A 21,631-nucleotide genomic window follows, 5' to 3' on the forward strand; every position below is an offset into this window, starting at 1 on the left:
TTATACAGTTCTTACGTACACCAGCTTCCCGGTTTTCTTTCCACTTTCCCTGATATCTATTTCAAAGTCCGGAAAACTTTTCAGCAATTGCACCAGCTTATTGAATCCAAAGTTACGGGAGTCAAAATCGGGTTGTTTCTTCAAAAGCAGGTTACCAAGTTCTCCCAGGTAGGCCCATCCGTCTTCATCTGCAATATCATTGATGCTGGTGGATATTAAAGATACCAGTTGCTTATCCGCTTTACTGATGCTATTCCGTTTGTCTTTGGTAGTCTTTGTTGTTTTTTCAGTATCTGTTTTCTTTTCCCTGACCTGTAAAATTTCCAGGTAAATAAATTTGTCGCACGCGGCCCTGAAGGCACTGGGCGTTTTTTGTTCCCCCATACCATATACAATCATCCCGGCCTCGCGCAGGCGGGTAGCCAACCGGGTAAAATCGCTGTCGCTGGATACGAGGCAAAAGCCATCCACCCTACCGGTATACAGTATATCCATTGCATCAATGATCATGGCCGAATCGGTGGCATTTTTACCGGAGGTATAACTGTATTGCTGGATGGGAGTGATCGCATAATCGAGGAGTACCCCCTTCCATCCTACTACCGTGGGCTTCGTCCAGTCGCCGTAAATTCTTTTAAAGGTAGGATTACCATACTTGGCTATCTCTTCCAGCATACCTTTAATATTGTGATACGGGATATTATCAGCGTCTATCAGCACTGCCAGGCGGAGATCTTTCGTGGTATTATCCATTGTTTTAATTTTTGGGTTGAAGGGGAACATCAGCAAAGGTAGCCAATTGCTGAAAACTAAAAACGTGCCGGCTACAGTTATTTACTGCCACCAGCACGTCAGTTATTTTAAGTGCTTTGTTTAACTCAGGTATGCGCGGATCATCCAGGCCAGCTTCATGTGCTTTTGCAGCATTTGGGTGGCAAAATCTGCGGCCCCTTTATCTTTGTATTTCTCATCAAATTCGTCGATGAGCCTGCGCAGGTTACGGATAATTGTTTCATGATCGTCCAGTAATTCCTTGAGTTGTTTTTTCTGGTCGTTGGAATACTCTGATTCGAGCAGGTTGGTCAGTTTCAATACATCGGCGTAGCGGCCTTCTGCGTAGTGTCCCAGTGAACGGATGTATTCTGCTACCTCATCACCAAAATCCTGCAGCTCTTCATATTGTGCTTCATAGAACTTATGCATTTCCATGAAATTACTTCCTTCGATATTCCAATGGGAATTGCGTGTTTTAGCATAAATCAGTAATTCATCAGCCAATACCTTATTCAGTTCTAGTGCTATTTTCTTTGTGTTTTCTGCTGAAACACCAATGTTTGCTTTCATATCATCGAGTTTTTTTGGTTACTATAAATTTAATATTTCCCTGATTAGCGGACTATGATGATTGTCATAATTTAACAACCGGTTAATATAAACAGACCACTACTGATTTTTGTTCATGAGATCGCCGGGTGGCAATTACTTTGCTAAAATTGTACCATAGTTCCTAATTTTGTGTGCATGTATCAGTCGAAGGAAAGAATTTACACCCTGCATTTTATACTTCTTTGTCTTAGTAATGCGCTCTTTTCTGCCAGCTTCAATATGATGATCCCTGAGCTGCCGGCTTATCTTACCCGGATGGGCGGCGCCGATTACAAAGGATATATTATTGGTCTGTTTACCTTAATGGCTGGGCTGTCGAGGCCATTCAGCGGAAAATTGACAGACACCATAGGACGTGTGCCTGTTATGATTTTCGGGTCGCTGGTATGTGTGGTGTGCAGCCTGATCTATCCGTTGATCAGTTCTGTAGGTGCGTTTCTGTTACTGCGGTTCTTTCACGGATTTTCTACGGGGTTTAAGCCTACGGGTACTTCTGCCTACGTGTCTGACATGGTGCCGGTTACGCGGCGTGGCGAAGCGATGGGGATGGCGGGATTATTCAGTACCATTGGTATGGCTATGGGGCCGGCCATTGGCGGATATGTAGCGGTACGATGGAATATTAACATCATGTTCCAGTTGTCTGCTGTATTTGCGCTGTTGTCTGTGGTTATTCTCATAGGGATGAAAGAAACCCTTACCAATAAGCAGCCATTCCGGTTTTCCCTGCTGAAGATTTCCGGTAGTGAGATCTTTGAACCATTGGTATGGTCGCCGGTGATCATTACTTTCCTCACCTATTTCAGTTATGGCGCCATTCTCACTATCATACCGGATTTCAGCGCTTACCTGGGAATAAGCAATAAAGGGCTCTTCTTTACTTTCTTCACTGCCAGCTCCATCGGTATCCGGTTATTAGCGGGCAGGGTATCAGATCAGTTTGGCCGCGTACCTGTTTTAAAGATCTCCGCGCTGATGATGGCTGGCTCCATGCTGATGATGGCGCTGGCCCATAATAGCATATTACTCCTTTCCTCCGCAGTGGTATACGGAATTTCTGTGGGGCTCAACTCCCCTGCCGTTACTGCCTGGACGGTTGATCTGGGGCGGCCAGAACATCGTGGGCGTGCACTGGCCAGTATGTATATTGCCATGGAAGCTGGTATCGGCCTGGGAGCTTACTTTTCGGCTTTCATTTATAATAATCACGCCACTAATTTCCCGGTTACGTTCTATGTATTTGCCGCTATCACGATAATGGCTACTTTATATCTCAGTTTCATTTATAAACCCCGGAAGGCAGCTGATGCCGCTCCGCAGCAGTTGTAATTTGCAGTCCCGGAAGATGTTCGCGGCAAAGCTGTGGATAGTAAAGGTGGTCCCATAGTTTCGCCTTCCCTCTGGCATCATTGATGCCCCTGCTTTTTCCTCCGCACTATTCCACAACATCCGTGTCTGCAATTCCTTTTGCAGGAATTACAGTAATCTGCTCTTCATCAGGCAGTGACAGGTCTGCAGCCGGATCTGCTTTCAGATCTTTTGGCAGTACCTTCTTATTGTCAAGACCCAATTTGCGCATTCTTTCCGCACGGCCCACAAGATTACCGTTCCCGGTGGATAACTTATTCATGGCGCTTTCGTAAACATTCTGGCTGCGTTTCAGGTGTTCCCCGATCAGGCCCATATCTTCTGCAAAGCCCACAAACTTATCATACAAGGCGCTTCCCTGTCTTACAATTTCTTCCGCGTTCTTATTTTGTTTATCCAGTCGCCACATATTATCAATCACACGAAGTGTAGCCAGTAAAGATGGTACACTCACCAGTATGATCCTTTTACGGAAAGCGAAATCATACAAGTCTTCGTCCACCTGCATAATGGCCAGCGCATAAGCCGGCTCAATGGGGATAAACAACATCACAAAGTCGGTAGTGTTTTTATACAACGTATGATAAGCTTTGGCACTTAATTCGGTTACATGGTTTTTCACCGACTGCAGATGCATCCTGAGTGCCTGTTTCTTTTCATCTTCATTGGTGGCGCTGCAATACTGCTCATATGCTTTCAGCGATACTTTGGAGTCAATCACCAGTTGCCGGTTTTCCGGCAGCTGCAATACCAGGTCGGGTTTTCTCAGTTGCCCGGTTTCATCACGTTGCGCATCCTGGGTAAAATAATGCACCCCCTTTTCCAGCCCGGAAGCCTCCAATACCCTCTCCAGGATCATTTCCCCCCAGTTTCCCTGCTTCTTCGTATCTGCCTTCAGGGCATTCGTCAGGTTATTCGCTTCTTTGGACAGCGTTTGATTGAGCAGTAACAACCGCTGCAGCTCATTCTTTAACTCGGTACGCTGCGCCGTTTCCGCCACCAGTGACTGCTGCACGCTACTGCGGAAGTTGTCGATCTTCTCGGCCAGCGGTTTCAGTACATCATCCATTTTCACCTTGTTCTGCTCCATGAATGTACCGGAAATACGCTGTAATAGTTGCTGGGCAATATTCTCAAACTGGATTTTAAAATCCTGCTGCACCTGCTGCAACCGCTCCTTCTCACCGCTCAACTGCAACTGGAGATACTTATTTTGTTCCATGATGCGGCCCTGCTCAGACATCAGCACCGAAAACTCTTCGTTTATCCGTTCCAGTTGCTCCTGCTTCTCTTTCACCAATGCCCCTTTATCATCCAGCATATTCTGCAGGTACTGCTGCCGGGCTTCCAGCAGGTTATACTTTTCCTGCAGGGCCGCCTGGCTGGCCTGCCAAATACCCTGCTGCTGCGTCAGCACCGCCTCCTGGGCACGCTGTTGTTGTTTAGCAGCGAACAAAAGGTAGCCGAGCACCAGTATCACAATTCCCGAAATGACGATTAGTGTAATCATGATAATTTCCTCTGAAAGCAAAATAACTTATTACTACGCACTGAATCTGCGTTGCGGTGGATAGATAAACTTCTTCAAAAATCATTAAAAAAGCAGGAACAACCGGAAATTGTTCCGCCCGTTCCTGCTTTCAATATAGTTAACCCAGTTATAAACGCTCGTATAGCTTACGCAGTCTTTCGCGGGTCATAATCTGCTGCCAGTCCTTGCCCAACGCATTTTCCCACAACGGCGCCATACCCAGCGACACATTGATCATCGTTTCAAACTGCTCATCTGTTAAGCCTTTGGTGATACCCTGCGGGATATCAATCTTGTGCTTTTTCACCATCTGCTTGAACTTGATCACTCCTTCCGGATAAAATTCTTCCAGCTTATCAAACACTATACAGTTACCAATACCATGCTTGGTACCGAGCAGGTACGCCAGGCCATAACTCACGGCATGCGCCACTCCCACCTGGGAATACGCAATGCTCATCCCGCCTGCATAAGAAGCCATCATCAGCTTTTCGTCGGCATCATCATCCCACTGATCCTTTTGCAGGAAAATTTCTTCACACAGCTCCTGCGCCTTTTCACCATATGATTTACTGAATGCGTTCAGGTAAGTCCCTTCCAGCGATTCCACACAGTGAATAAAGCAGTCCATCGCTGTATAAAAGCGCTGGTTTGCTTCCACGGTCCTGGTCAGCGAGGGGTCCAGCACAATCTGGTCAAACGGCGTAAAGTCTGAGTTCATACCCAGCTTACGGGTAGGCCCTGTTAACACACAGGTACGGCTTACTTCCGCTCCTGTACCGGAAATAGTAGGAATACCCACTTTATATACACCGGCTACTTTCACAAGATCCCATCCCTGGTAATCAGCAGAAGAACCCGGATTGGTCATCATCAGGGATACCGCTTTAGCCATGTCCATCACAGAACCGCCGCCAATACCAATGATACCGGATACTGTGCCGAATTCCGCTTTTAGCTCATCACGGATCTTATCTACTGTTTTGGTTTTAGGCTCATCGGTCACATCAATCACCACAATTTTGTCCTTCCCTTCCAACGGAAGACGGGCCAAAAATTCATTCTTATCCTGGAAGTACTCATCCACGAAGAATATCATGGGAGCATCACCTATGCGCCTGGGGGCCAGTATTTCACCCAGCTGATCAAAACATCCGCTGCCGTAAACTACGTAGTCCACCATTTTAAAATTCCTGAATTTCATATATCCGTGTTAGTTAGGTATTATAAAAGTTTTGCTGCCTTCTCCAGGTCTTCCGGAGTATCTATTTCCACACCCATATAGGAAGTCACCACCATTTTCATGGGAATGCCATTCTCCAGGTAACGCAAACATTCAATCTTTTCGGCGGCCTCCAGCGGAGTCACCGCCAGCTGTGTGAAATCCAGCAGGGTTTGTTTGCGGAAAGCGTAAATACCGATATGTTCGTAGTAGATGCTTTTGATATCTTTATTCCGTGGATAGGGAATAACGGAACGGGAGAAGAATAATGCGTTGAAGTTCTTATCTACCGCCACTTTCACGTAATTAGGATCTTCAATGGATGCCGGGTCTTTCAGTTCCTGCATCAGCGAAGCCACCTGTACTTTCTTTCCTTCTTCTCCTTCAAATACTTTCAACAGCTTTTCCAGCGGCGCTTTCTGTGTAAAAGGCTCATCTCCCTGCACATTCACCACAATATCCACATCCATATCTACAACGGCTTCGGCTATACGATCGGTACCGCACTCATGTTCCTTTTTGCTCATAACGGCCTTGCCTCCGTTATTTACAATTTCATTATAGATAAGATCACTGTCTGTCACTACCATTACATCGTCAAAAACCCCGGTGTTTACAGCAGATTCATAGGTTCTGAGTATCACCGTTTTATCACCCAGCTTAGCCATCATCTTACCTGGAAAGCGGGATGCTCCATAACGGGCAGGTATCAACGCTATTTTTCTCATGTAGTATTGGTTTAACTGCAAAGACGCAGACAACAAATATACATTGCTGCCGCACGCCTTTACCAGATCAATTATAATGCGCTTTTAACCGCCTTCACGAGTTTATCTGCTCTTTCGCGGATTTCCTCATCGCTCCAGCCCAGGTTGATCGGGGTAGAAATGTTTCTGCCGATAATAGCATCTGAAGCAGGGAATTCTTTGGTTTTGTAAACTTCCATGGCCTGTTTCAGTTCTTTTGCAAAAGGAGTCAATACACTTCCTTCCTTAAAATGCTGCCACTGGCGGATGTAGTGCCAGTTGTTATCATAGTAATGGAAGGCCGCCAGTCCTGCAGCTTTCATCGCAGCAGCCGCTTTGGCTGCCTGGGCTGTTTCCGGCAGGAAAAACGACAGGAAGGTAGCGCTGTCGCCGGCTTCATCAGGCAAACGGCGGAAGGTTACACCCGGCACAGCAGCCAGTGCGTCTTTGAATATTTTCTTGGTTTTACGCTGTATTTCCAGGAAGGTATCCAGTTTGCGGATCTGCGCCAGTCCTACTGCAGCATGCAGTTCAGAAATACGGTAATTGTAACCGATAAACGGATGAAGATCAGCACCGCGGTCTACCCCGAGATGATCATGACCATGATCCGTATAGCCGTCACATTTAGTATAAATGTCTTTATTATTGGTAATGATGGCGCCGCCTTCTGCGCAGGTGATTGTTTTTACGAAATCAAAAGAAAACGTACCGGCATCACCGATAGAACCCAGCGCTTTCCCTTTATAGGAAGCACCGAAGCTCTGGCAGGCATCTTCCAGCAGGAACAGGTTATGCTTTTTGCAAATGGCCTGTAACGCATCCAGATCCGCCATTGCGCCACACATATGCACCGGCATTACTGCCTTTGTACGGGGAGTGATGGCAGCTTCCACTGCTTTGGGGTCCAGGGTAAGGGTATCATCCACATCTACCAGTACCGGTGTAGCGCCTACGGAAAATACCGATTCAAAGCTGGCCACAAAAGTAAAGGTGGGCATAATGATTTCATCGCCGGCGCCCAATCCCAGGGCTGCCATAGCGGTGGTTAACGCGGCTGTACCACTGGAGGCCAGCTGGGTGTACTGTACATTCAGTTTATCGCAAATAGCCTGTTCCAGCTCCTTTGCTTTCCAGATGCCTTTACGCGGACCGTCGAATCCGTAACGCATCATTATTCCTGTTTCCAGTACGTCGTTTACTTCTTTCCTTTCCTCGGCTCCAAATAGTTCATATCCGGGCATAAACTGTTGATTTTAAAATATAATTTGAATGAGTGCTTTTTAAATAGTGCTGCAAAGTTACTATAATAGGCATTGCGTTACATCGGAAAAACTGTTTATCTTTTGCTAAAAATTCACCATGCGTTTTATACTGTTCCTTACCCTGTTGGGTGTTTTAGCCGGAATGCCCACCCACGCACAGAAAGCCCGGCCCGCCGATCAGCAGCAGATTGCTGCACTCATGGCCACACAAACATCTGCCTGGAATAAGGGGGATATCGAGGGCTTCATGACTACCTACTGGCATTCCGATTCCCTGCTGTTTATTGGCAAAAACGGGGTAACCTATGGCTGGCAGGCCACGCTGGACCGCTATAAGAAAACATATCCGGATGCCGCCGCAATGGGTAAACTGGATTTTAAACTGCTGGAATTCAAACCCCTGGCTTCAGATACCTACCTCTTAATCGGGAAATGGCACCTGGAAAGGACTATAGGAGACCTACAGGGCCACTTCAGCCTCATCTTACAAAAAATAAAAGGACAATGGAAAATTATTGCTGACCATAGCAGCTAAAAAAAACCATCCCAGGAATAGGATGGCCGCTATACACCACAACATTAAAGAAGTTCTGGACTTCTTTATCTTTAGAAATAAAGTTTGAAAGTTTTCATATGATATGGTAAAAAGCTCAATGCTTTGATTTTTTACCGGCTTCACTATCCCTTACGGCTTTGTTCTCCTTCTCAGGTTTATCAGACAAATCGCCATGTAAGGGATTACGGGTAGTAGTGCCTTTATCCTGATCCAGTATATCTACCGGTTTTTTCTTCCTGTCATGATATTCACCGGTATGATCTGTTTCCTTCTTTTTCATACGTTCTTTTTTGAAGATGAAAATATGGAGATACACAGAAGGATCACAAACACTATTCCACCTGCAAAACAGGCCGTTTTGGGCACTTAGCGAACTGTGTCCGGGGCATCAGTTCCACAAAACCCTGATGCACAGTGAGAAAGAATAACAACATAACGGGTGCGGAAATATTGCAGTTATGATTAACATTAGATTTACAAAAACTATGATCATTATCTCATATCTTCGATGCCTCAAACGAGTTTTAACCCGTAACCTCTGATCAACCACGAGTAGTTTTAATCAAGTTCCTCCTAAAGCCGATTTTCAGTTTTAATCCAAGTCCTGTTTAGAACCCGGTATCTATTTACTATAACTTATTACTGGTTATGCCCGGGAAAATTATGCGTATTGCCACCGCACTGATGGCTGTTATTATTTATTGCAGTTGTACTAAAAAGACAGATCTGGCCCTGGATGAGCCGGGAAAAACACCTCCTGCAGATACGTCGGTGGTGCCCGAAAATAAAGTGGACCGCAACGCCTTATTACTGCTGGTAAACGGATTACGCAGCCGCGGCTGTAACTGCGGTACAGAACAGATGCCCGCCGTGAGCCCTGTTACCTGGAACGGCCTGCTGGAAAGAGCAGCCTATGATCATAGCAAAGACATGGTACTGAATAAATATTTCGATCATACCGGGCTCAATGGCTCTACGCCTGGCGCCCGTCTGGATGCCGCCGGGTACAAATGGAACTACTACGGGGAAAATATTGCCGCCGGCAGCCTGGATGAACAGGCCGTGATACTCGGCTGGTTAAACAGCCCGAAACATTGTCATAATATGATGGATGCTAAATTTACAGAGATTGGCATCGGCCGCTATAGCAACGACTGGACAATGGAATTGGGCAGAAGATCCATTGCTAACTAATCAGGGAGCGCTCATCTTTTTGCGCCACATGCGCCATACAAAATAAAGATACGCTGCCATGGAAATCCCAAACCAGCTATAGAAAAAGATCATCCTGCCGGGGGTTGACTCCTCCGGCACGGCAAATCCCAGGTACAACCCCAGGAATACATTGATCATTAACCAGAAAAAGCCAATAAAGATGGTCCGCATAATTTTTATGAGGAAATGAAACAATTCATAATCCATCTTATTGGGATCCGGCGCCGGTTTTTCCTGTTCTTCTTCCATAATCTTTTATATCAGCAATACTAAGGTATGCACAGTTTGGCAAGGTCTGTACTGTCGCCCTTAAATACATTAAAATCCACGGTGGTCCGGATACCATTTACCCGGCCGATATCGCTGTGCTGCCAGAACAACCAGGCCCTGTCGGAGCGCGGCCGCTCTTTCTGATAGTAATGTGCAATCCATAAAGGATAACGGTCAAATTCGCTGCCAAGATAAGTTTCGTAAAAATGAATATTGGTGTAGATGATGGGTTTTACTTTGTATACTTTCTCCATTTCTTCCAGCCAGATCTTTGCGGTGCTGCGGATTACCGCCGCAGGCTGGTTGTTGCTGGTTTCTATATCCAGCACCGGCGGAAGATCGCCGGTTTGCAGGTCGGCCACATTGTGAAAGTTAATAGCCTGTTTCAGCGGATCCCGGGTAGCGTAGAAGAAATGGTAAGCGCCCCGGATTAAGCCAGCCTTTCCGGCCCTGTCCCAGTTTTGTTTGAAGGCGGCGTCCTGCCGTGTAATACCCTCTGTTGCCTTTATAAACGCAAAGGATATACGAATTTTATCCACCTGCATTTGCTTTACTGCTGCCCAGTTGATGTCTTTCTGGAATTTAGAAACATCTATACCGTGTATCTTATAATTCACCGGCATGTCAATTCCAAATTCTTCATACCGCACAAATTTCACTTGCTTTTCCCGCTCGCGCCACCATAAATAAGCCACTGCGGCTAATACTACCAGTAATATTAATAATAATCGGATCCGGATGCTTTTCACTTTTGCTTCTGTTAGTTGCAGGGTAATTGGGTAAGGATGCTGTAATAATTGCCGGCAGTCCTATTTTTTACAGCAAGTATAGGTTATAATTTGTTTAAAGGAGCTACTTTTACAATGGTCAAGTGATTTTTTATGCCCGATTTTAACCTGAAGGATACCCTTAATTTGTTTTCCAAGTTCACGTTGCGCCGCGGTTTGAATGCCGGCAAAGTACTTGGAAGCTATTTTATGAGCAAGTGGACCGGTAAGCCGGTTCAGTGGGGTTATCCTATTTCTATATCTTTTGAACCCACCACCTCCTGCAATCTCCGTTGCCCCGAATGTCCCAGTGGACTCCGGGCGTTTACCCGCCCTACCGGTATGCTGGAACAGGATTTTTTCAGGAAAACGATCGATGAAATTTCTAAAGAACTGCTATACCTGATCTTTTACTTCCAGGGAGAACCTTATCTCAATACCGGTTTCCTGGACATGGTGAAATACGCGGCAGACAAAGGAATATATACCGCAACCTCTACCAACGCTCACTACCTTACAGACGCCAATGCAAAGAAAACGGTGGAAAGTGGGTTGGACAGGCTCATCATCTCTATCGACGGTACTACCCAGGACGTATATACGCAGTATCGTGTAGGTGGTCATCTTGATAAAGTGATACAAGGTGCAAAAAACATCGTAAAATGGAAAAAAGAGCTGAATTCATCTAAACCCTTTGTTTTCTTTCAGTTCCTCGTAGTAAAACCCAACGAACACCAGATAGAAGATATTAAACGGCTGGCTAAGGAAATTGGCGTAGACCAGGTGCGGTTTAAAACAGCACAGGTATATGATTATGAAGAAGGCAACCGCTTAATCCCTACCATTGATAAATACTCGCGCTACCACCGCAATGAAGACGGGACCTACGCCATAAAAAACAAGCTGAGCAACCATTGCTGGCGCCTGTGGCACTCCCCGGTAGTTACCTGGGACGGGCTCGTAGTGCCCTGCTGCTTCGACAAAGACGCACAGCACCGGCTGGGCGATCTGAAGAAAGAATCCTTTAAGGCACTATGGCATAATAAAGAGTATATCCGTTTCCGTAGTGAAATCCTCGAAACCCGCAAAAACATAGATATCTGCGCCAATTGCAGCGAAGGCACCAAAGTCTGGGGATAATTCCCTCCCGCTGATTTTTTCTTATTGACATTCAATCTATTAACTACATTTATAGTTTAATACTACAAAAATAGTTTTTAAACTACAAAAATAGTTATAGATTCGTGTTATGAAAAAGCTATCCCGTAAAGAAGAAGAGTTAATGCAGGTAATGTGGGATCTCGAAAAAGCATTTGTAAAGGATGCTATCGAGCAACTCCCCGACCCGAAACCTCATTACAACACCATCGCCACGCTCATGAAGCGACTGGAAGAAAAAGGATATCTCTCCCATCATGAATATGGCGGCTCCTTCGAGTATTATCCCACCATTGCAAAGGAAAGTTATAAAGATACTTTTATGAAAAAAGTACTCAATACTTTCTTTGATAACTCCTATCTCAACATGCTGGCCTATTTCGCCAAGGAAGAAAAAATAAGTGCGGAAGAAATGAAGACACTGGTAAAGATGATTGAAAAAGATAAAAAATAACGTGTATGCCTACCCTGTTTATATATATTCTGCAAGCATCCTGCGCGATGACGCTTTTTTATCTCCTGTATATCAGCTGTTTTAAAAAAGAAACATTTTACAGGTATAACAGGATAGTTCTGCTGAGTGCTTTCGTCTTCTCTGCAGCATTACCACTGCTTCCGCTTCCGGCACTACGCTGGACGCAAAAGCCAACAGAAAGCGCCTCCCCGGTAAACGTTTACTTCAGCGATAACGCGCACGCATCTACGCAAACAACCACCTCGGCAGTCGTAAGCCACTGGTGGGATCCATTGACACAACATGCCACCACTATACTGGTTGCCGTATACATAGCGGTAGTCGTCCTGCTACTGTTGCTACATATGCTGCAGCTCTTAAAAATCAGGCGGCTGGTGCGGGCAGGCAACGTGTATACGCGCAACAACATACGCTATGTGCAACTCCCCGGAATAACGGCGCCCTTCTCTTTCCTGAGAACCATCTTTTTCGACCCTAACGCCCACGCACACACGGAACTGCAACATGTTCTCAAACATGAAGAAGCGCATGTACAGCAATACCATTCTGCCGATATGCTGCTGTCTGCCTTTTACTGCTGCATTTGCTGGATCAATCCCTTTGCATGGCGTTGCAAAAGGGCACTGCAGCTGAACCTGGAATTCCTGGCAGATGAAGCCGTTATCCAAACTACAGATGCGCCGGATGCCTACCAGTACAGTTTACTGAAGATTGGCCTGGCCGGAAGCCGGGTAACAATCGTGAATCATTTTAGTAAGTCATTCATTAAAAACAGAATACTCATGATGAACAAAACACAATCACCCCGGTTACGTACCTGGCGGTACCTGCTGTTGCTGCCGGTATTGGCGCTGGCAGCCGGCCTTCTGGCGGCTACCGCCCCTTCGTCCGCGAAAAATGACGCAGGTAGTAAATACCTGGCCACAGAAAAAGATCAACTTTACGGAGTGGTTACGCGCTTAACCACTGATGAAGATTTTGCCGTGATGAAGAAAGTGCTGCTGAAAAAAGGAATAACGCTGCACATCCCAACCCTCAAACGTAATGAGAACGGGGAAATCACAGATATTGAGTTCAAACTGACAGCTGAAAGGTGGTCAATGAAGGAAACATCGGGAAATCCGTTTGGCACTTATTTCTTCTATTGTTTTCCAAAGGAAGGCGGTATAGGAGCTTTTCCTGTGAAAAGCTGCCCGCAGCAGCTGCTGGACCTGGCATTGGCTGAAAGCAATGGTGCAGTTAAGGGGATTACTACCGACTCTACCTTTTTGAATCGTTTTCCCGGCGGGGAAAGTGCATACCGCAAAACGTTTGCAAAAAACGTCCGCTATCCAAGGGCAAGCCAGCAAAGCAAAGCAGCTGGTGTAGTTATGCTACAATATAAAATTCAACCCAACGGAACTATCAATGATATAGAGGTGCTGCAAACACCGGATAAAGCATTGGGTGATGAGGTAAAACGCGTTACAGGATTGCTTCCCACTTTTGCCGCGGATCCTTCCGGTAAAACTGTTACCGTTTCCCTGCGCATATCATTTATGCTGGATAACGGCGCAGGAGGATATATCAAAGGACCCGATGCAGACAATGCAGATGTAATAGTGATGGGATTTTTACCAAAACCTATTTCCTTTATTCAGCCACTGGCTCTTTCTTTTTTCGACGACCCTTCGTCACCTTGTTAAACAGGTTGATGCCCAACTGAACTCCTATAAACTCAAGTGCTGTCATTAATGCCCCGGTAGCAAAATTCTTAAATTTACCACTTCCCCAGGCAATCTTAGCCACGTTCATGGCTACGTTCAGGGCACCGCTATGTTTTGCGCTACCGGGGATAACAGCATTCAGGGCCATCTTTTTATAGTTGTCCCTGAAATAATCTACCCTGTTACCCATCTCATTTTCCAGCCGCCTGGACTTCATTTTTAACCGTTCAATTTCCAGCTCCAGTGATTCGAAGCTGTTTATTTTCTTACTCATGTGTAAACATTTATCATTGTTTATCCTTTCATGGTGTTTTCAGTGGCTTCTTCATCCGGAACATACCCGGGATCCACAGGTTGCTCAGGATATTCCTTCGCCCGCTGATTATGAATATGATTGGAATGCTCATCCTGCTCAGTGATTTCATCTACCAGCTCAGTAATCAGCAATTTAGCCAGCGGCCGCTGTATCAGCTGTTTACGGAACAACAAAATAACAAGAAATAACAAAATAAATAATCCCGCGGCACAGCTGAAACCAATCGTAAAACTATTGGTCATCTCCCCGATCCAGAAGCCTACTACCATGCCCAGGAACACAATCACAAAAAAGAACAGCAGGAAAGCCATCAAAAGCGAAAAAAACAATCCCAACGCTTTTGACAGCTTTCCTGCTGCCTGGAGCTTAATCAGGTCCAGTCTGGTTTCCAGGTATTCCCTGGCTACTTTACCCGTTTGGGAAAAATAGTTGCTGAAATTACCTTCCATGCAAATCAATTTATTCAAATGGGGTTATGCCAACTCATTTTCTAACTCATCCTGGAATTGATCTTTTTTCTTTCTCCATTTTTCTTTCAGCTTTTCAGACTGATCTCTTAATTTTTCTACCAGTTCATCTTTTTTATCTGAATTGAGGAAATACCCTACCGCAACGCCTACGGCTGCACCTACAATAAATGAAACCACGGCTTTGGAACTTGTACTCATAACTAAAGGTTTTTAAGATGTTATAAATTAGGTTTTCTTTTTTGGTAACAGAGGTGCAACAAACATTATTCCATAAATAGCAATTGAATAAAAAGCTGTGTTAAACCTCCGCCAAATAAGAACAAGCTCTCGGCAATTTTGTTTAGGCTTTATAAAAGTATCACAGAGCTGCCGGTCTGCTTTTTGACATTCCAGATAATTACACGATATTATGTACTATGAGCTATCTTGACAACGACCGCCTTAAACAAATTGGCTTTTTACTCCTGATCCTTTTTCTTGCTGTGCTCCTGTTTATGGAGATGTTTACCTTTTTTCCCGGCTTTCTCGGGGCCGTTACCCTGTATGTGATCTGCAGGAAATGGATGTTCAAACTTGTAGAACAACGCAAGTGGAGGATGAGCCTCGCTGCTGCCTTGCTGATGGTGCTGTCCTTCCTTGTAATCCTGCTGCCCATAGGCATGCTGATAAACATGCTCGGGGCAAAAGCCGCATATGCCGCAAACCACTCTACAGAACTCATCAACAGCCTGAAACAAACCAATACCCGACTGGAAAACAGCCTGGGATTCAGCCTGTTCACCGCAGAAAGGCTGCAAAAAATACAGGAAGGTATTACGGGTTTTCTACCCGGATTCCTGGGCGCCACCTTTAATACGCTTACCACTATTGCCCTCATGTACTTTATGCTGTATTTTATGCTGGTAAGCGGCCGGAAAATGGAAGAAACCCTGTATGAATATATTCCCCTGAAAGATAAAAATGTGGAAAGACTGGGTAAAGAGTTCAACACTTTGGTAATTGCCAATGCCGTAGGTATCCCCCTCATTGCGGTGGTACAGGGTATTATTTCTTTGATTGGCTATTTAATTTTTGGAATCCCCCAGCCATTCTTCTGGTTTGTAATTACCTGTTTCACAGCAATGCTGCCGGTAATAGGCGCCGCCGCGGTATATGTGCCCCTGGGAGTTTATTTACTGGCTTCCGGCAGTACCTGGCAAGGTATTGCTGTACTGGCGTATGGATTCGGTGTAGTAGGCACCTCTGATAACATCGCGCGGATGCTGCTGGCTAAACGAATTGCAGACGTACATCCTCTCATCACTATATTCGGTGTAATCATTGGCGTTAGTCTCTTTGGCTTCATCGGTCTTATTTTCGGCCCATTACTCATCTCCATGTTTATCCTTTTGCTGGATATCTATGGGAATGAATTTGTGATAAAAAGAAGGGATATCGCCCAGAAAAAATCCTCCCCTGATACAGATATCCGTGACACGCCCGGAACAAGGTGATCAGCGGTAATAATTATTTTCAGAGATATAATTAATCACATTATCAGGTACCATAAAACGCACAGATTTGCCTTCTTTCAGCCATTTGCGGATATCAGTAGCAGAGATGTCCAGCATAGGCGCATCCAGTATTTCAATCTGGGCGCCAAAGGTGTCTGTTATTTCGTGTCCCGGCCGGCGGTAAACATAGATCGGATAGTTTTTCACAATCTGCTCATAGTTTTTCCAGCGCGGTAAATTCTGAAAGCTGTCGCTTCCCATAATGATGGCAAATTCCTGCGTAGGAAATTTCTCCTGTAAATAAGTGAGCGTGTCCACTGTATAGGAAGGCCGGGGTAACGAAAACTCAATGTTACTGGCGCGCAGCCGCACCTCGTCCCTGATGGCCAGCTCCACCAGGTGAAAGCGGTCGTGCTCATTCAGTAGGGCCGACTGCGGTTTCAGCGGGTTATGCGGCGAAACCACCAGCCATACTTTATCAAGATCAGTATTGTACGCTACGTAATTGGCAATGATCAAATGCCCCGTGTGTATAGGATTAAAAGACCCAAAATACAAGCCTATTCTCATGTTTTCATCGTATAAATTGCCAATGGCTACTTCATAATGCGTGTAAAAATAGGTATTTATAGCGGGAACATGGAAATAAGGCTTATTCCAGTGGTTTGAATTGCTCAAACACCTGGCCGCAGGCCTTGCAAAAATGAATAGCACGGCACAACGTAGAGCCAAAAGGAGAACGTAAATAAGTTTGTTCGCTGCCACAATGCGGGCAGGGAACCTCCATCATAATTTCTGTGCTTACCTCGCCGGACAATACCTTAGGAGGGGCTATGCCAAAGGCTTTCAGCTTTTCCTTGGCCGCCGGTGTCATCCGGTTACTATGCCAGTGTTCCTGTTTGTCTACTTCAACGCTAACGGCTATACCAAGTTCACTTTCCAGCACCGTTTTAATATTATGCCGGATATAACTCACCGCCGGGCATGCCGCAAAGGTGGGGATCATTTTAATATGCACCGCCGCTTCCCCCAGTTCCACTCCCGTGATCATGCCCAGGTCCACCACGCTTAATACCGGGATTTCCGGGTCCATCACATGTTCCAGTGACGCATATACTGCGGCGATCGTAATTGTTTTGGAAGACATCATTTACCAACTGGCCTCCGCATCCAGGTTAAACACTTCACTCATTTCTTTCAGCAACGGCTGCAGGTGCGGAGTATGAAGTCCATGACGACCACCATACACCGGCACAATAGCACTCATCTCCGGCAGATTCAGGGAAGCCTTCACCAACACCGGGTAAATACGATCCAGCCAGCGATGATACAACTCCTTTTCACCAGGATACACTTTATCATCAATCAACGCTTCTTCATAGTGCTGTGATGGTTCAAAAATTCCTGCTGCCAGCGCAATGGTCTGGTTCAGCGCCTGCTGCATCCGGTCGTAGCTCTCTTCTCCGGCCCTGCTCAATTGCATGATCCAGGCATTCGCATGCAGCGTATGATATTTCAACTCACCCTTTACTTTTTTACTCAGCAGCCGGAAAGGCTCATAGCTGCTGTCCTGCAAACTTTCATACCTGATGGCCTCCGCCAGATCGAATAAAAAATGCCGCATCAGGCTGAAATCATATTCGCCATTAGGCATTTCCACCAGGTGTGATGATTTGAATTCTTTCTCCGGCCGCAGAAAGGCAAATGTATCCGGATGTTTTCCTCCGAGATCTTCATGAAGGATGCGATACAACGCCCACGCATGGCCTATTTTGTCCTGTGCCATAGAAGAAAAAGCGATATCTTCTTCCATCACAGGCCCCAACCCGGTCCACTCAGAATTACGATGCCCCTGAATCAGCTCATCGTCTGCCATTTTTATAATCAGATCTGTTAGTGCTGCGTTGTTCATCATTTGGATTGTTTGAATTTATTGATCTTCTCCATCACTTTAAAGCCACTGGCATCCCGGTAGGTTTTCTCCATGTTGTTGGCAAACATATCTTCATCTTCCACATCAAAAGCCAGGATGTCTGCGCTTTTCACTACCCACAGGTTTACGCATTTTTTCCGCCGGGCAAATTGTTCCTTCGCAAATACCAGCGCCAGCTGAGGATCCGGGGCATGCACGCAACCCACATGCTCATGGTGAGCGCCTCTTTTCTCCTGGTGAAACACCTCGTATATATTCCAGTTCTCGCCCTCCTCCACTTTCACTACTTCCCCGGCCGGGCCCAGTTTCAGCCTGTTTACACGGGGATCTAAAGAATCGTTAGACATGAATATTTGAATAGTTTTAATGATAAAGTTTTGATGCACACAATACCGCCGGTTTACCGGCGCATCCTATGCCACGGGCAATACCCGTTTTTCCATTGGTTTCATGAGCGCTTTACGCACCCAACGACCCTTTTCTTCCGCCCACTTGCGCACCTGCAAACGTTCCATATTACAGGGGCCGCCGCCGTTGATCACCCTGAAAAACTCATCCCAGTCCGGATCTGTATATTCCCAGCGGCCGGTTTCTGCATTTTTCCGCAACGCCGGATCCGGCAGGGTAAGCCCCAGTTCCCAGATCTTGGGCACATAGGATTCCAGGAATTGATTCCGCATATCATCATTACTCGCCATTTTTACTTTCCACTGCATCAGTTTTTCGCTGTGACTGGAACTTTTATCCGGGGGGCCAAAGAAATGCATGATCGGCTGCCACCAACGGTTAAGGGCATCCTGCAGCATTTCCTTCTGCGCCGGCGTACCCGTTGCCAGTTCAATAAAAGCATCATGGCCCTGTTTGAGATGGAAACTTTCTTCGTAACAAATACGTTCCAGCGCCCTGCAGTAAGGACCGTAGGATCCTTTGGCATTGGCAACCTGGTTTACAATCGCTGCGGCATCAATCAGGAATCCGATAACAGCCACATCAGCCCAGGTTTCAGCGGGATAATTAAATACGTTGGAGTACTTGGATTTGCCGCTGAGCAGGTCGTTGATCATGGCCTCTCTCGATTTGCCAAGTGTTTCGGCCGCATTGTAGAGTAATTGCCCGTGGCCTATTTCATCCTGTACTTTGGCGATCAGGGCTAGTTTGCGCTTAAAACCCGGCGCCCTCGTAATCCAGGTTCCTTCCGGTAACGCGCCGATAATTTCTGAGTGAGCATGTTGTTCAATAAGGCGTATTAACTGCCTCCGGTATTCTACCGGCATCCAGTCGCCGGGTTCTATCTTTTCCCCTTTGGCAATACGTTCCTCAAAAGCAGCGAGCTTTTCCGGCTCATCATGCTGTTGTTCTTCCCGCAACTGATTTCTGTTGGGTTCATCGAAAATATATCCACCGCCGTACATAGTGCGATTGTTTTGGTCGGTAGTAAATTACGGAAAAAACACCGTTTCAGCAGGAATAGATTGTTAAAACACCGGTACTCAAATGTTATAGAATCGCCAAATTTTCCCGGCATGAAACAGATAGCCGGCCATTCCCTTAATTTTATTAACTTCTAACCGATAATGCTGTCTGCTGCTACCATACTGAGCTTTCTGTTATTGCCCCACGGGCATAAAAAACCGTGCCCGGAGACCCGGCATTTTACCGTCATTCAGCTGAATTTTGAAGAAAAACAAGCCCCGGCGCCACCCGGATCCGATACTATTTACTATGACTTCGATAGAAAACTGCAATGGGAGGATTTTCTGGCAAAACCATCGCCCAATGGTCCCAGCGCTGCAGTTTCCTACACCAGCTTCGCCTATGAAGGCAACAGTAACCTGGTAAACGATACCCTCCGGATCACATTACGGCTGCAGGTGTTCTTTATAAAAAGTGCATCCTGGGTAAGACCGGAAGCAAGAAACAGCTATGCCCTGGCACATGAACAGCTTCATTTCGATATTACCCGCCTGGTAGTGGAACGGTTTAAACAGAAGCTCCGGCAAACCGCGTTAAACCGCGATGACTACGATAGTATCATACAATATCAGTACCTTCAGTCTTTCCGGGAAATGAACCGCCTCCAATACCGTTTCGACCAGGAAACCCACCACGGACTAAACGCCGTGGAACAGATCCGCTGGCGGGATAGAGTAAATGTAGGACTGAAAAATAACGGCGTGCTTCCGGAAGAACTGGGTATTGAAGGCATTAACTTTACACCCATACAATAACAACCCGTTTTAACGTTTATTCATAGCGGTTATGCAGCATAAAAAAGGATCTATGCAACCAAATAATTTCTACCATTCACTGCTCACTGGCTTAGCGCTCATTTTTTTGATGTCTGCCTGTAATAAAAAAGATAGTAACACTCCACGAAACCGGGGAGATAACGGCGTAAGCGGCTCCGTCAACGACAGCGTCTTTTTTATCGCAAAAGATATTTACCTCTGGAACGATGTGCTACCCGACTCTGCAACGTTCAAGCCCAATCAATATGCAAACCCGATCGTGTTGTTTAATGCACTGAGAACTTATAAAAAAGATGCTTCCGGCAATAACCTCGACAGGTACAGCTTTGTAGATAATGGCGGCACGTCCAGGGCCCTGCAGCAAGGAATTGCGGGCGATATGGGATTTGAAGTCGGTTATCAAACAGATTCAACCTTATTTGTGGTATACGCATATCCCGGCTCTCCGGCCGACAAAGCAGGTATCAAAAGAGGTTGGGAATTAACTGCTGTAAATGGGGTTACCCGCTTCAGAAATGATGATGCTACGAATGATATGCTGAATGCTGCCTTCAGCAGCGCCAGCGCCTCCTGGAGTTTCCGCAAACCAGACAACACTACCCAACAGTATAATTTAAGCCGTGTAGATTATAAGTTAAACCCTATTCTTTATTCTCATTTATATGACTTCAACGGCAATAAAATCGGCTACTTTGTCTTTAATAACTTTGTAGCATTATCTGATGTTAAAGCGCAGATCGACTCAACTTTCGATGCTTATACAAAGGCTGGCGTAAAGCAGGTGATCATCGATCTGCGGTATAACGGCGGTGGGCTCATTGAAACGGCAGAATATCTTGCCAACATACTGGTACCTGCAGCCAAAACCAATACCACCATGTATTCCCAGTATTTCAATAATAACGTGAATACCAATAATTACGGCCCCTATTTCAAATACATGAAGGCCGTACCTTATTACCCCAGCGTAAACTGGGCAGATATCTTCTACAGCGAAGCCACCACTTATAAAACAGCGAAGTTCCAGAAAAGCGGCGCCCTTGCTTTAAACAAGGTCACTTTCCTCGGAACACGTAACACCGTATCTGCCAGCGAACTGCTGTACAATGTGCTGAAACCGGTGATGACTACCAAACTGGTAGGAAGTAACACTTATGGCAAACCGGTTGGTTTTATCAACATCTCTTTTGGTAAATACGATATGTATGCGGTAAACTTCCAGACAAAAAACTCCGCTAACGAAGGCGATTATTTCAGCGGCCTTCCGGCAGATATAAAAGTAACTGATAACTTTTCTCTCGACTGGGGCTCCCTTAGTGATCCGTTGTTACGCGCTGCACTTACTGATATGGGTGTTGATGCCGGTTCACTGGGCCGCACTGCAAAATTAAACGGAAACAGGCTGGCTGTAACACCCGCCAACAGGCTGGAATCCACTAAATTCAAAGGGATGATACAAACCATCCGGCAATAATATTTACGGCCGGTAGTTCAGAAAAAGCTAC

General features: G+C 45.8%; 26 protein-coding genes. 9 read left to right on the forward strand and 17 right to left on the reverse strand.

The window, feature by feature from the left end; all coding sequences use genetic code 11:
• Both PV783_RS02880 and PV783_RS02885 read right to left on the reverse strand, forming a co-directional pair.
• Entirely contained in the window at positions 1-753 is a 753-nt protein-coding gene (locus PV783_RS02880) for an NYN domain-containing protein (protein ID WP_079471435.1), read from the reverse strand.
• 120 nt (positions 754-873) lie between these two features.
• On the reverse strand, positions 874-1,344 hold the full coding sequence (locus PV783_RS02885) for a Dps family protein (protein ID WP_079471436.1): 471 nt from the start codon (positions 1,342-1,344) through the stop codon (positions 874-876).
• Between the two features lie 177 nt (positions 1,345-1,521).
• On the opposite strand from PV783_RS02885, the gene PV783_RS02890 reads away from it, so the two are divergent.
• Positions 1,522-2,715 (forward strand): MFS transporter, encoded by a 1,194-nt coding sequence (locus PV783_RS02890; RefSeq protein WP_420987054.1) that lies wholly within the window; start codon positions 1,522-1,524, stop codon positions 2,713-2,715.
• Between the two features lie 106 nt (positions 2,716-2,821).
• Here PV783_RS02890 and rmuC read toward each other — a convergent pair whose 3' ends face one another.
• The 4 genes from rmuC to PV783_RS02910 form a co-directional block, all read right to left on the reverse strand.
• Positions 2,822-4,264 (reverse strand): DNA recombination protein RmuC, encoded by a 1,443-nt coding sequence (gene rmuC / locus PV783_RS02895; RefSeq protein WP_079471438.1) that lies wholly within the window; start codon positions 4,262-4,264, stop codon positions 2,822-2,824.
• Positions 4,265-4,412: 148 nt separating this feature from the next.
• Positions 4,413-5,489 (reverse strand): iron-containing alcohol dehydrogenase family protein, encoded by a 1,077-nt coding sequence (locus tag PV783_RS02900; RefSeq protein WP_079471439.1) that lies wholly within the window; start codon positions 5,487-5,489, stop codon positions 4,413-4,415.
• Positions 5,490-5,509: 20 nt separating this feature from the next.
• Positions 5,510-6,235, reverse strand: coding sequence for a 3-deoxy-manno-octulosonate cytidylyltransferase (gene kdsB / locus PV783_RS02905; protein ID WP_079471440.1), 726 nt, complete (start codon positions 6,233-6,235; stop codon positions 5,510-5,512).
• A 71-nt stretch (positions 6,236-6,306) separates the two neighbouring features.
• The gene (locus PV783_RS02910; protein WP_079471441.1) at positions 6,307-7,497 is read right to left on the reverse strand and encodes a DegT/DnrJ/EryC1/StrS family aminotransferase; all 1,191 of its coding nucleotides are present in this window, start codon (positions 7,495-7,497) and stop codon (positions 6,307-6,309) included.
• A 118-nt stretch (positions 7,498-7,615) separates the two neighbouring features.
• On the opposite strand from PV783_RS02910, the gene PV783_RS02915 reads away from it, so the two are divergent.
• The gene (locus PV783_RS02915) at positions 7,616-8,053 is read left to right on the forward strand and encodes a YybH family protein (RefSeq protein ID WP_079471442.1); all 438 of its coding nucleotides are present in this window, start codon (positions 7,616-7,618) and stop codon (positions 8,051-8,053) included.
• Between the two features lie 115 nt (positions 8,054-8,168).
• Here the strand turns inward: PV783_RS02915 and PV783_RS02920 are convergent, their stop codons facing one another.
• Positions 8,169-8,354, reverse strand: coding sequence for a hypothetical protein (locus PV783_RS02920; RefSeq protein ID WP_079471443.1), 186 nt, complete (start codon positions 8,352-8,354; stop codon positions 8,169-8,171).
• 368 nt (positions 8,355-8,722) lie between these two features.
• On the opposite strand from PV783_RS02920, the gene PV783_RS02925 reads away from it, so the two are divergent.
• Positions 8,723-9,268, forward strand: coding sequence for a CAP domain-containing protein (locus PV783_RS02925; RefSeq protein ID WP_420987055.1), 546 nt, complete (start codon positions 8,723-8,725; stop codon positions 9,266-9,268).
• On the opposite strand, the gene PV783_RS02930 is transcribed toward PV783_RS02925, so the two are convergent.
• Both PV783_RS02930 and PV783_RS02935 read right to left on the reverse strand, forming a co-directional pair.
• Positions 9,269-9,538: a hypothetical protein gene (locus PV783_RS02930; RefSeq protein WP_079471445.1), complete on the reverse strand. Its 270-nt coding sequence runs from the start codon at positions 9,536-9,538 to the stop codon at positions 9,269-9,271.
• Between the two features lie 20 nt (positions 9,539-9,558).
• The gene (locus PV783_RS02935) at positions 9,559-10,308 is read right to left on the reverse strand and encodes a glycoside hydrolase family 25 protein (RefSeq protein ID WP_235015973.1); all 750 of its coding nucleotides are present in this window, start codon (positions 10,306-10,308) and stop codon (positions 9,559-9,561) included.
• Between the two features lie 132 nt (positions 10,309-10,440).
• On the opposite strand from PV783_RS02935, the gene PV783_RS02940 reads away from it, so the two are divergent.
• The 3 genes from PV783_RS02940 (at position 10,441) to PV783_RS02950 (ending at position 13,644) form a co-directional block, all read left to right on the forward strand.
• Positions 10,441-11,466 carry an SPASM domain-containing protein gene (locus PV783_RS02940; protein WP_079471447.1) on the forward strand — a complete coding sequence of 342 codons (1,026 nt, stop codon included), beginning with the start codon at positions 10,441-10,443 and terminating at the stop codon, positions 11,464-11,466.
• 109 nt (positions 11,467-11,575) lie between these two features.
• Positions 11,576-11,938 (forward strand): BlaI/MecI/CopY family transcriptional regulator, encoded by a 363-nt coding sequence (locus tag PV783_RS02945; RefSeq protein ID WP_420987056.1) that lies wholly within the window; start codon positions 11,576-11,578, stop codon positions 11,936-11,938.
• Between the two features lie 5 nt (positions 11,939-11,943).
• Positions 11,944-13,644 (forward strand): TonB family protein, encoded by a 1,701-nt coding sequence (locus PV783_RS02950; RefSeq protein ID WP_420987057.1) that lies wholly within the window; start codon positions 11,944-11,946, stop codon positions 13,642-13,644.
• On the opposite strand, the gene PV783_RS02955 is transcribed toward PV783_RS02950, so the two are convergent.
• Genes PV783_RS02955 through PV783_RS02965 form a run of 3 tightly spaced genes read right to left on the reverse strand, consistent with a single transcriptional unit; the run spans position 13,592 to position 14,649 of the window.
• Positions 13,592-13,939: a hypothetical protein gene (locus PV783_RS02955; protein ID WP_079471450.1), complete on the reverse strand. Its 348-nt coding sequence runs from the start codon at positions 13,937-13,939 to the stop codon at positions 13,592-13,594. The genes PV783_RS02950 and PV783_RS02955 overlap by 53 nt on opposite strands.
• Positions 13,940-13,959: 20 nt before the next feature.
• Positions 13,960-14,430 (reverse strand): hypothetical protein, encoded by a 471-nt coding sequence (locus PV783_RS02960; RefSeq protein ID WP_420987058.1) that lies wholly within the window; start codon positions 14,428-14,430, stop codon positions 13,960-13,962.
• Positions 14,431-14,454: 24 nt separating this feature from the next.
• Entirely contained in the window at positions 14,455-14,649 is a 195-nt protein-coding gene (locus tag PV783_RS02965) for a YtxH domain-containing protein (protein WP_079471452.1), read from the reverse strand.
• A 218-nt stretch (positions 14,650-14,867) separates the two neighbouring features.
• Between PV783_RS02965 and PV783_RS02970 the strand changes: the two genes are divergently transcribed.
• The gene (locus PV783_RS02970; protein ID WP_420987059.1) at positions 14,868-15,944 is read left to right on the forward strand and encodes an AI-2E family transporter; all 1,077 of its coding nucleotides are present in this window, start codon (positions 14,868-14,870) and stop codon (positions 15,942-15,944) included.
• Here PV783_RS02970 and nadD read toward each other — a convergent pair whose 3' ends face one another.
• The 5 genes from nadD to paaA form a co-directional block, all read right to left on the reverse strand.
• Entirely contained in the window at positions 15,945-16,622 is a 678-nt protein-coding gene (gene nadD / locus PV783_RS02975) for a nicotinate (nicotinamide) nucleotide adenylyltransferase (protein WP_420987060.1), read from the reverse strand. It lies immediately after the preceding gene.
• Positions 16,597-17,091, reverse strand: coding sequence for a 1,2-phenylacetyl-CoA epoxidase subunit PaaD (gene paaD, locus PV783_RS02980; protein ID WP_420987061.1), 495 nt, complete (start codon positions 17,089-17,091; stop codon positions 16,597-16,599). The genes nadD and paaD overlap by 26 nt, the downstream gene beginning before the upstream one ends.
• Positions 17,092-17,094: 3 nt before the next feature.
• The gene (paaC, locus tag PV783_RS02985) at positions 17,095-17,859 is read right to left on the reverse strand and encodes a 1,2-phenylacetyl-CoA epoxidase subunit PaaC (protein ID WP_200817309.1); all 765 of its coding nucleotides are present in this window, start codon (positions 17,857-17,859) and stop codon (positions 17,095-17,097) included.
• Positions 17,856-18,224: a 1,2-phenylacetyl-CoA epoxidase subunit B gene (locus PV783_RS02990; protein WP_079471456.1), complete on the reverse strand. Its 369-nt coding sequence runs from the start codon at positions 18,222-18,224 to the stop codon at positions 17,856-17,858. The genes paaC and PV783_RS02990 overlap by 4 nt, the downstream gene beginning before the upstream one ends.
• 66 nt (positions 18,225-18,290) lie before the next feature.
• Positions 18,291-19,289, reverse strand: coding sequence for a 1,2-phenylacetyl-CoA epoxidase subunit PaaA (paaA, locus tag PV783_RS02995; protein WP_420987062.1), 999 nt, complete (start codon positions 19,287-19,289; stop codon positions 18,291-18,293).
• Positions 19,290-19,451: 162 nt separating this feature from the next.
• Between paaA and PV783_RS03000 the strand changes: the two genes are divergently transcribed.
• On the forward strand, positions 19,452-20,105 hold the full coding sequence (locus PV783_RS03000; protein WP_420987063.1) for a hypothetical protein: 654 nt from the start codon (positions 19,452-19,454) through the stop codon (positions 20,103-20,105).
• A gap of 52 nt (positions 20,106-20,157) precedes the next feature.
• Positions 20,158-21,600 (forward strand): S41 family peptidase, encoded by a 1,443-nt coding sequence (locus tag PV783_RS03005; RefSeq protein WP_420987064.1) that lies wholly within the window; start codon positions 20,158-20,160, stop codon positions 21,598-21,600.
• The last annotated feature ends 31 nt before the right edge of the window (positions 21,601-21,631 follow it).

This window comes from Chitinophaga sp. CC14, assembly GCF_048957795.1.
Classification (GTDB): domain Bacteria; phylum Bacteroidota; class Bacteroidia; order Chitinophagales; family Chitinophagaceae; genus Chitinophaga; species Chitinophaga ginsengisegetis.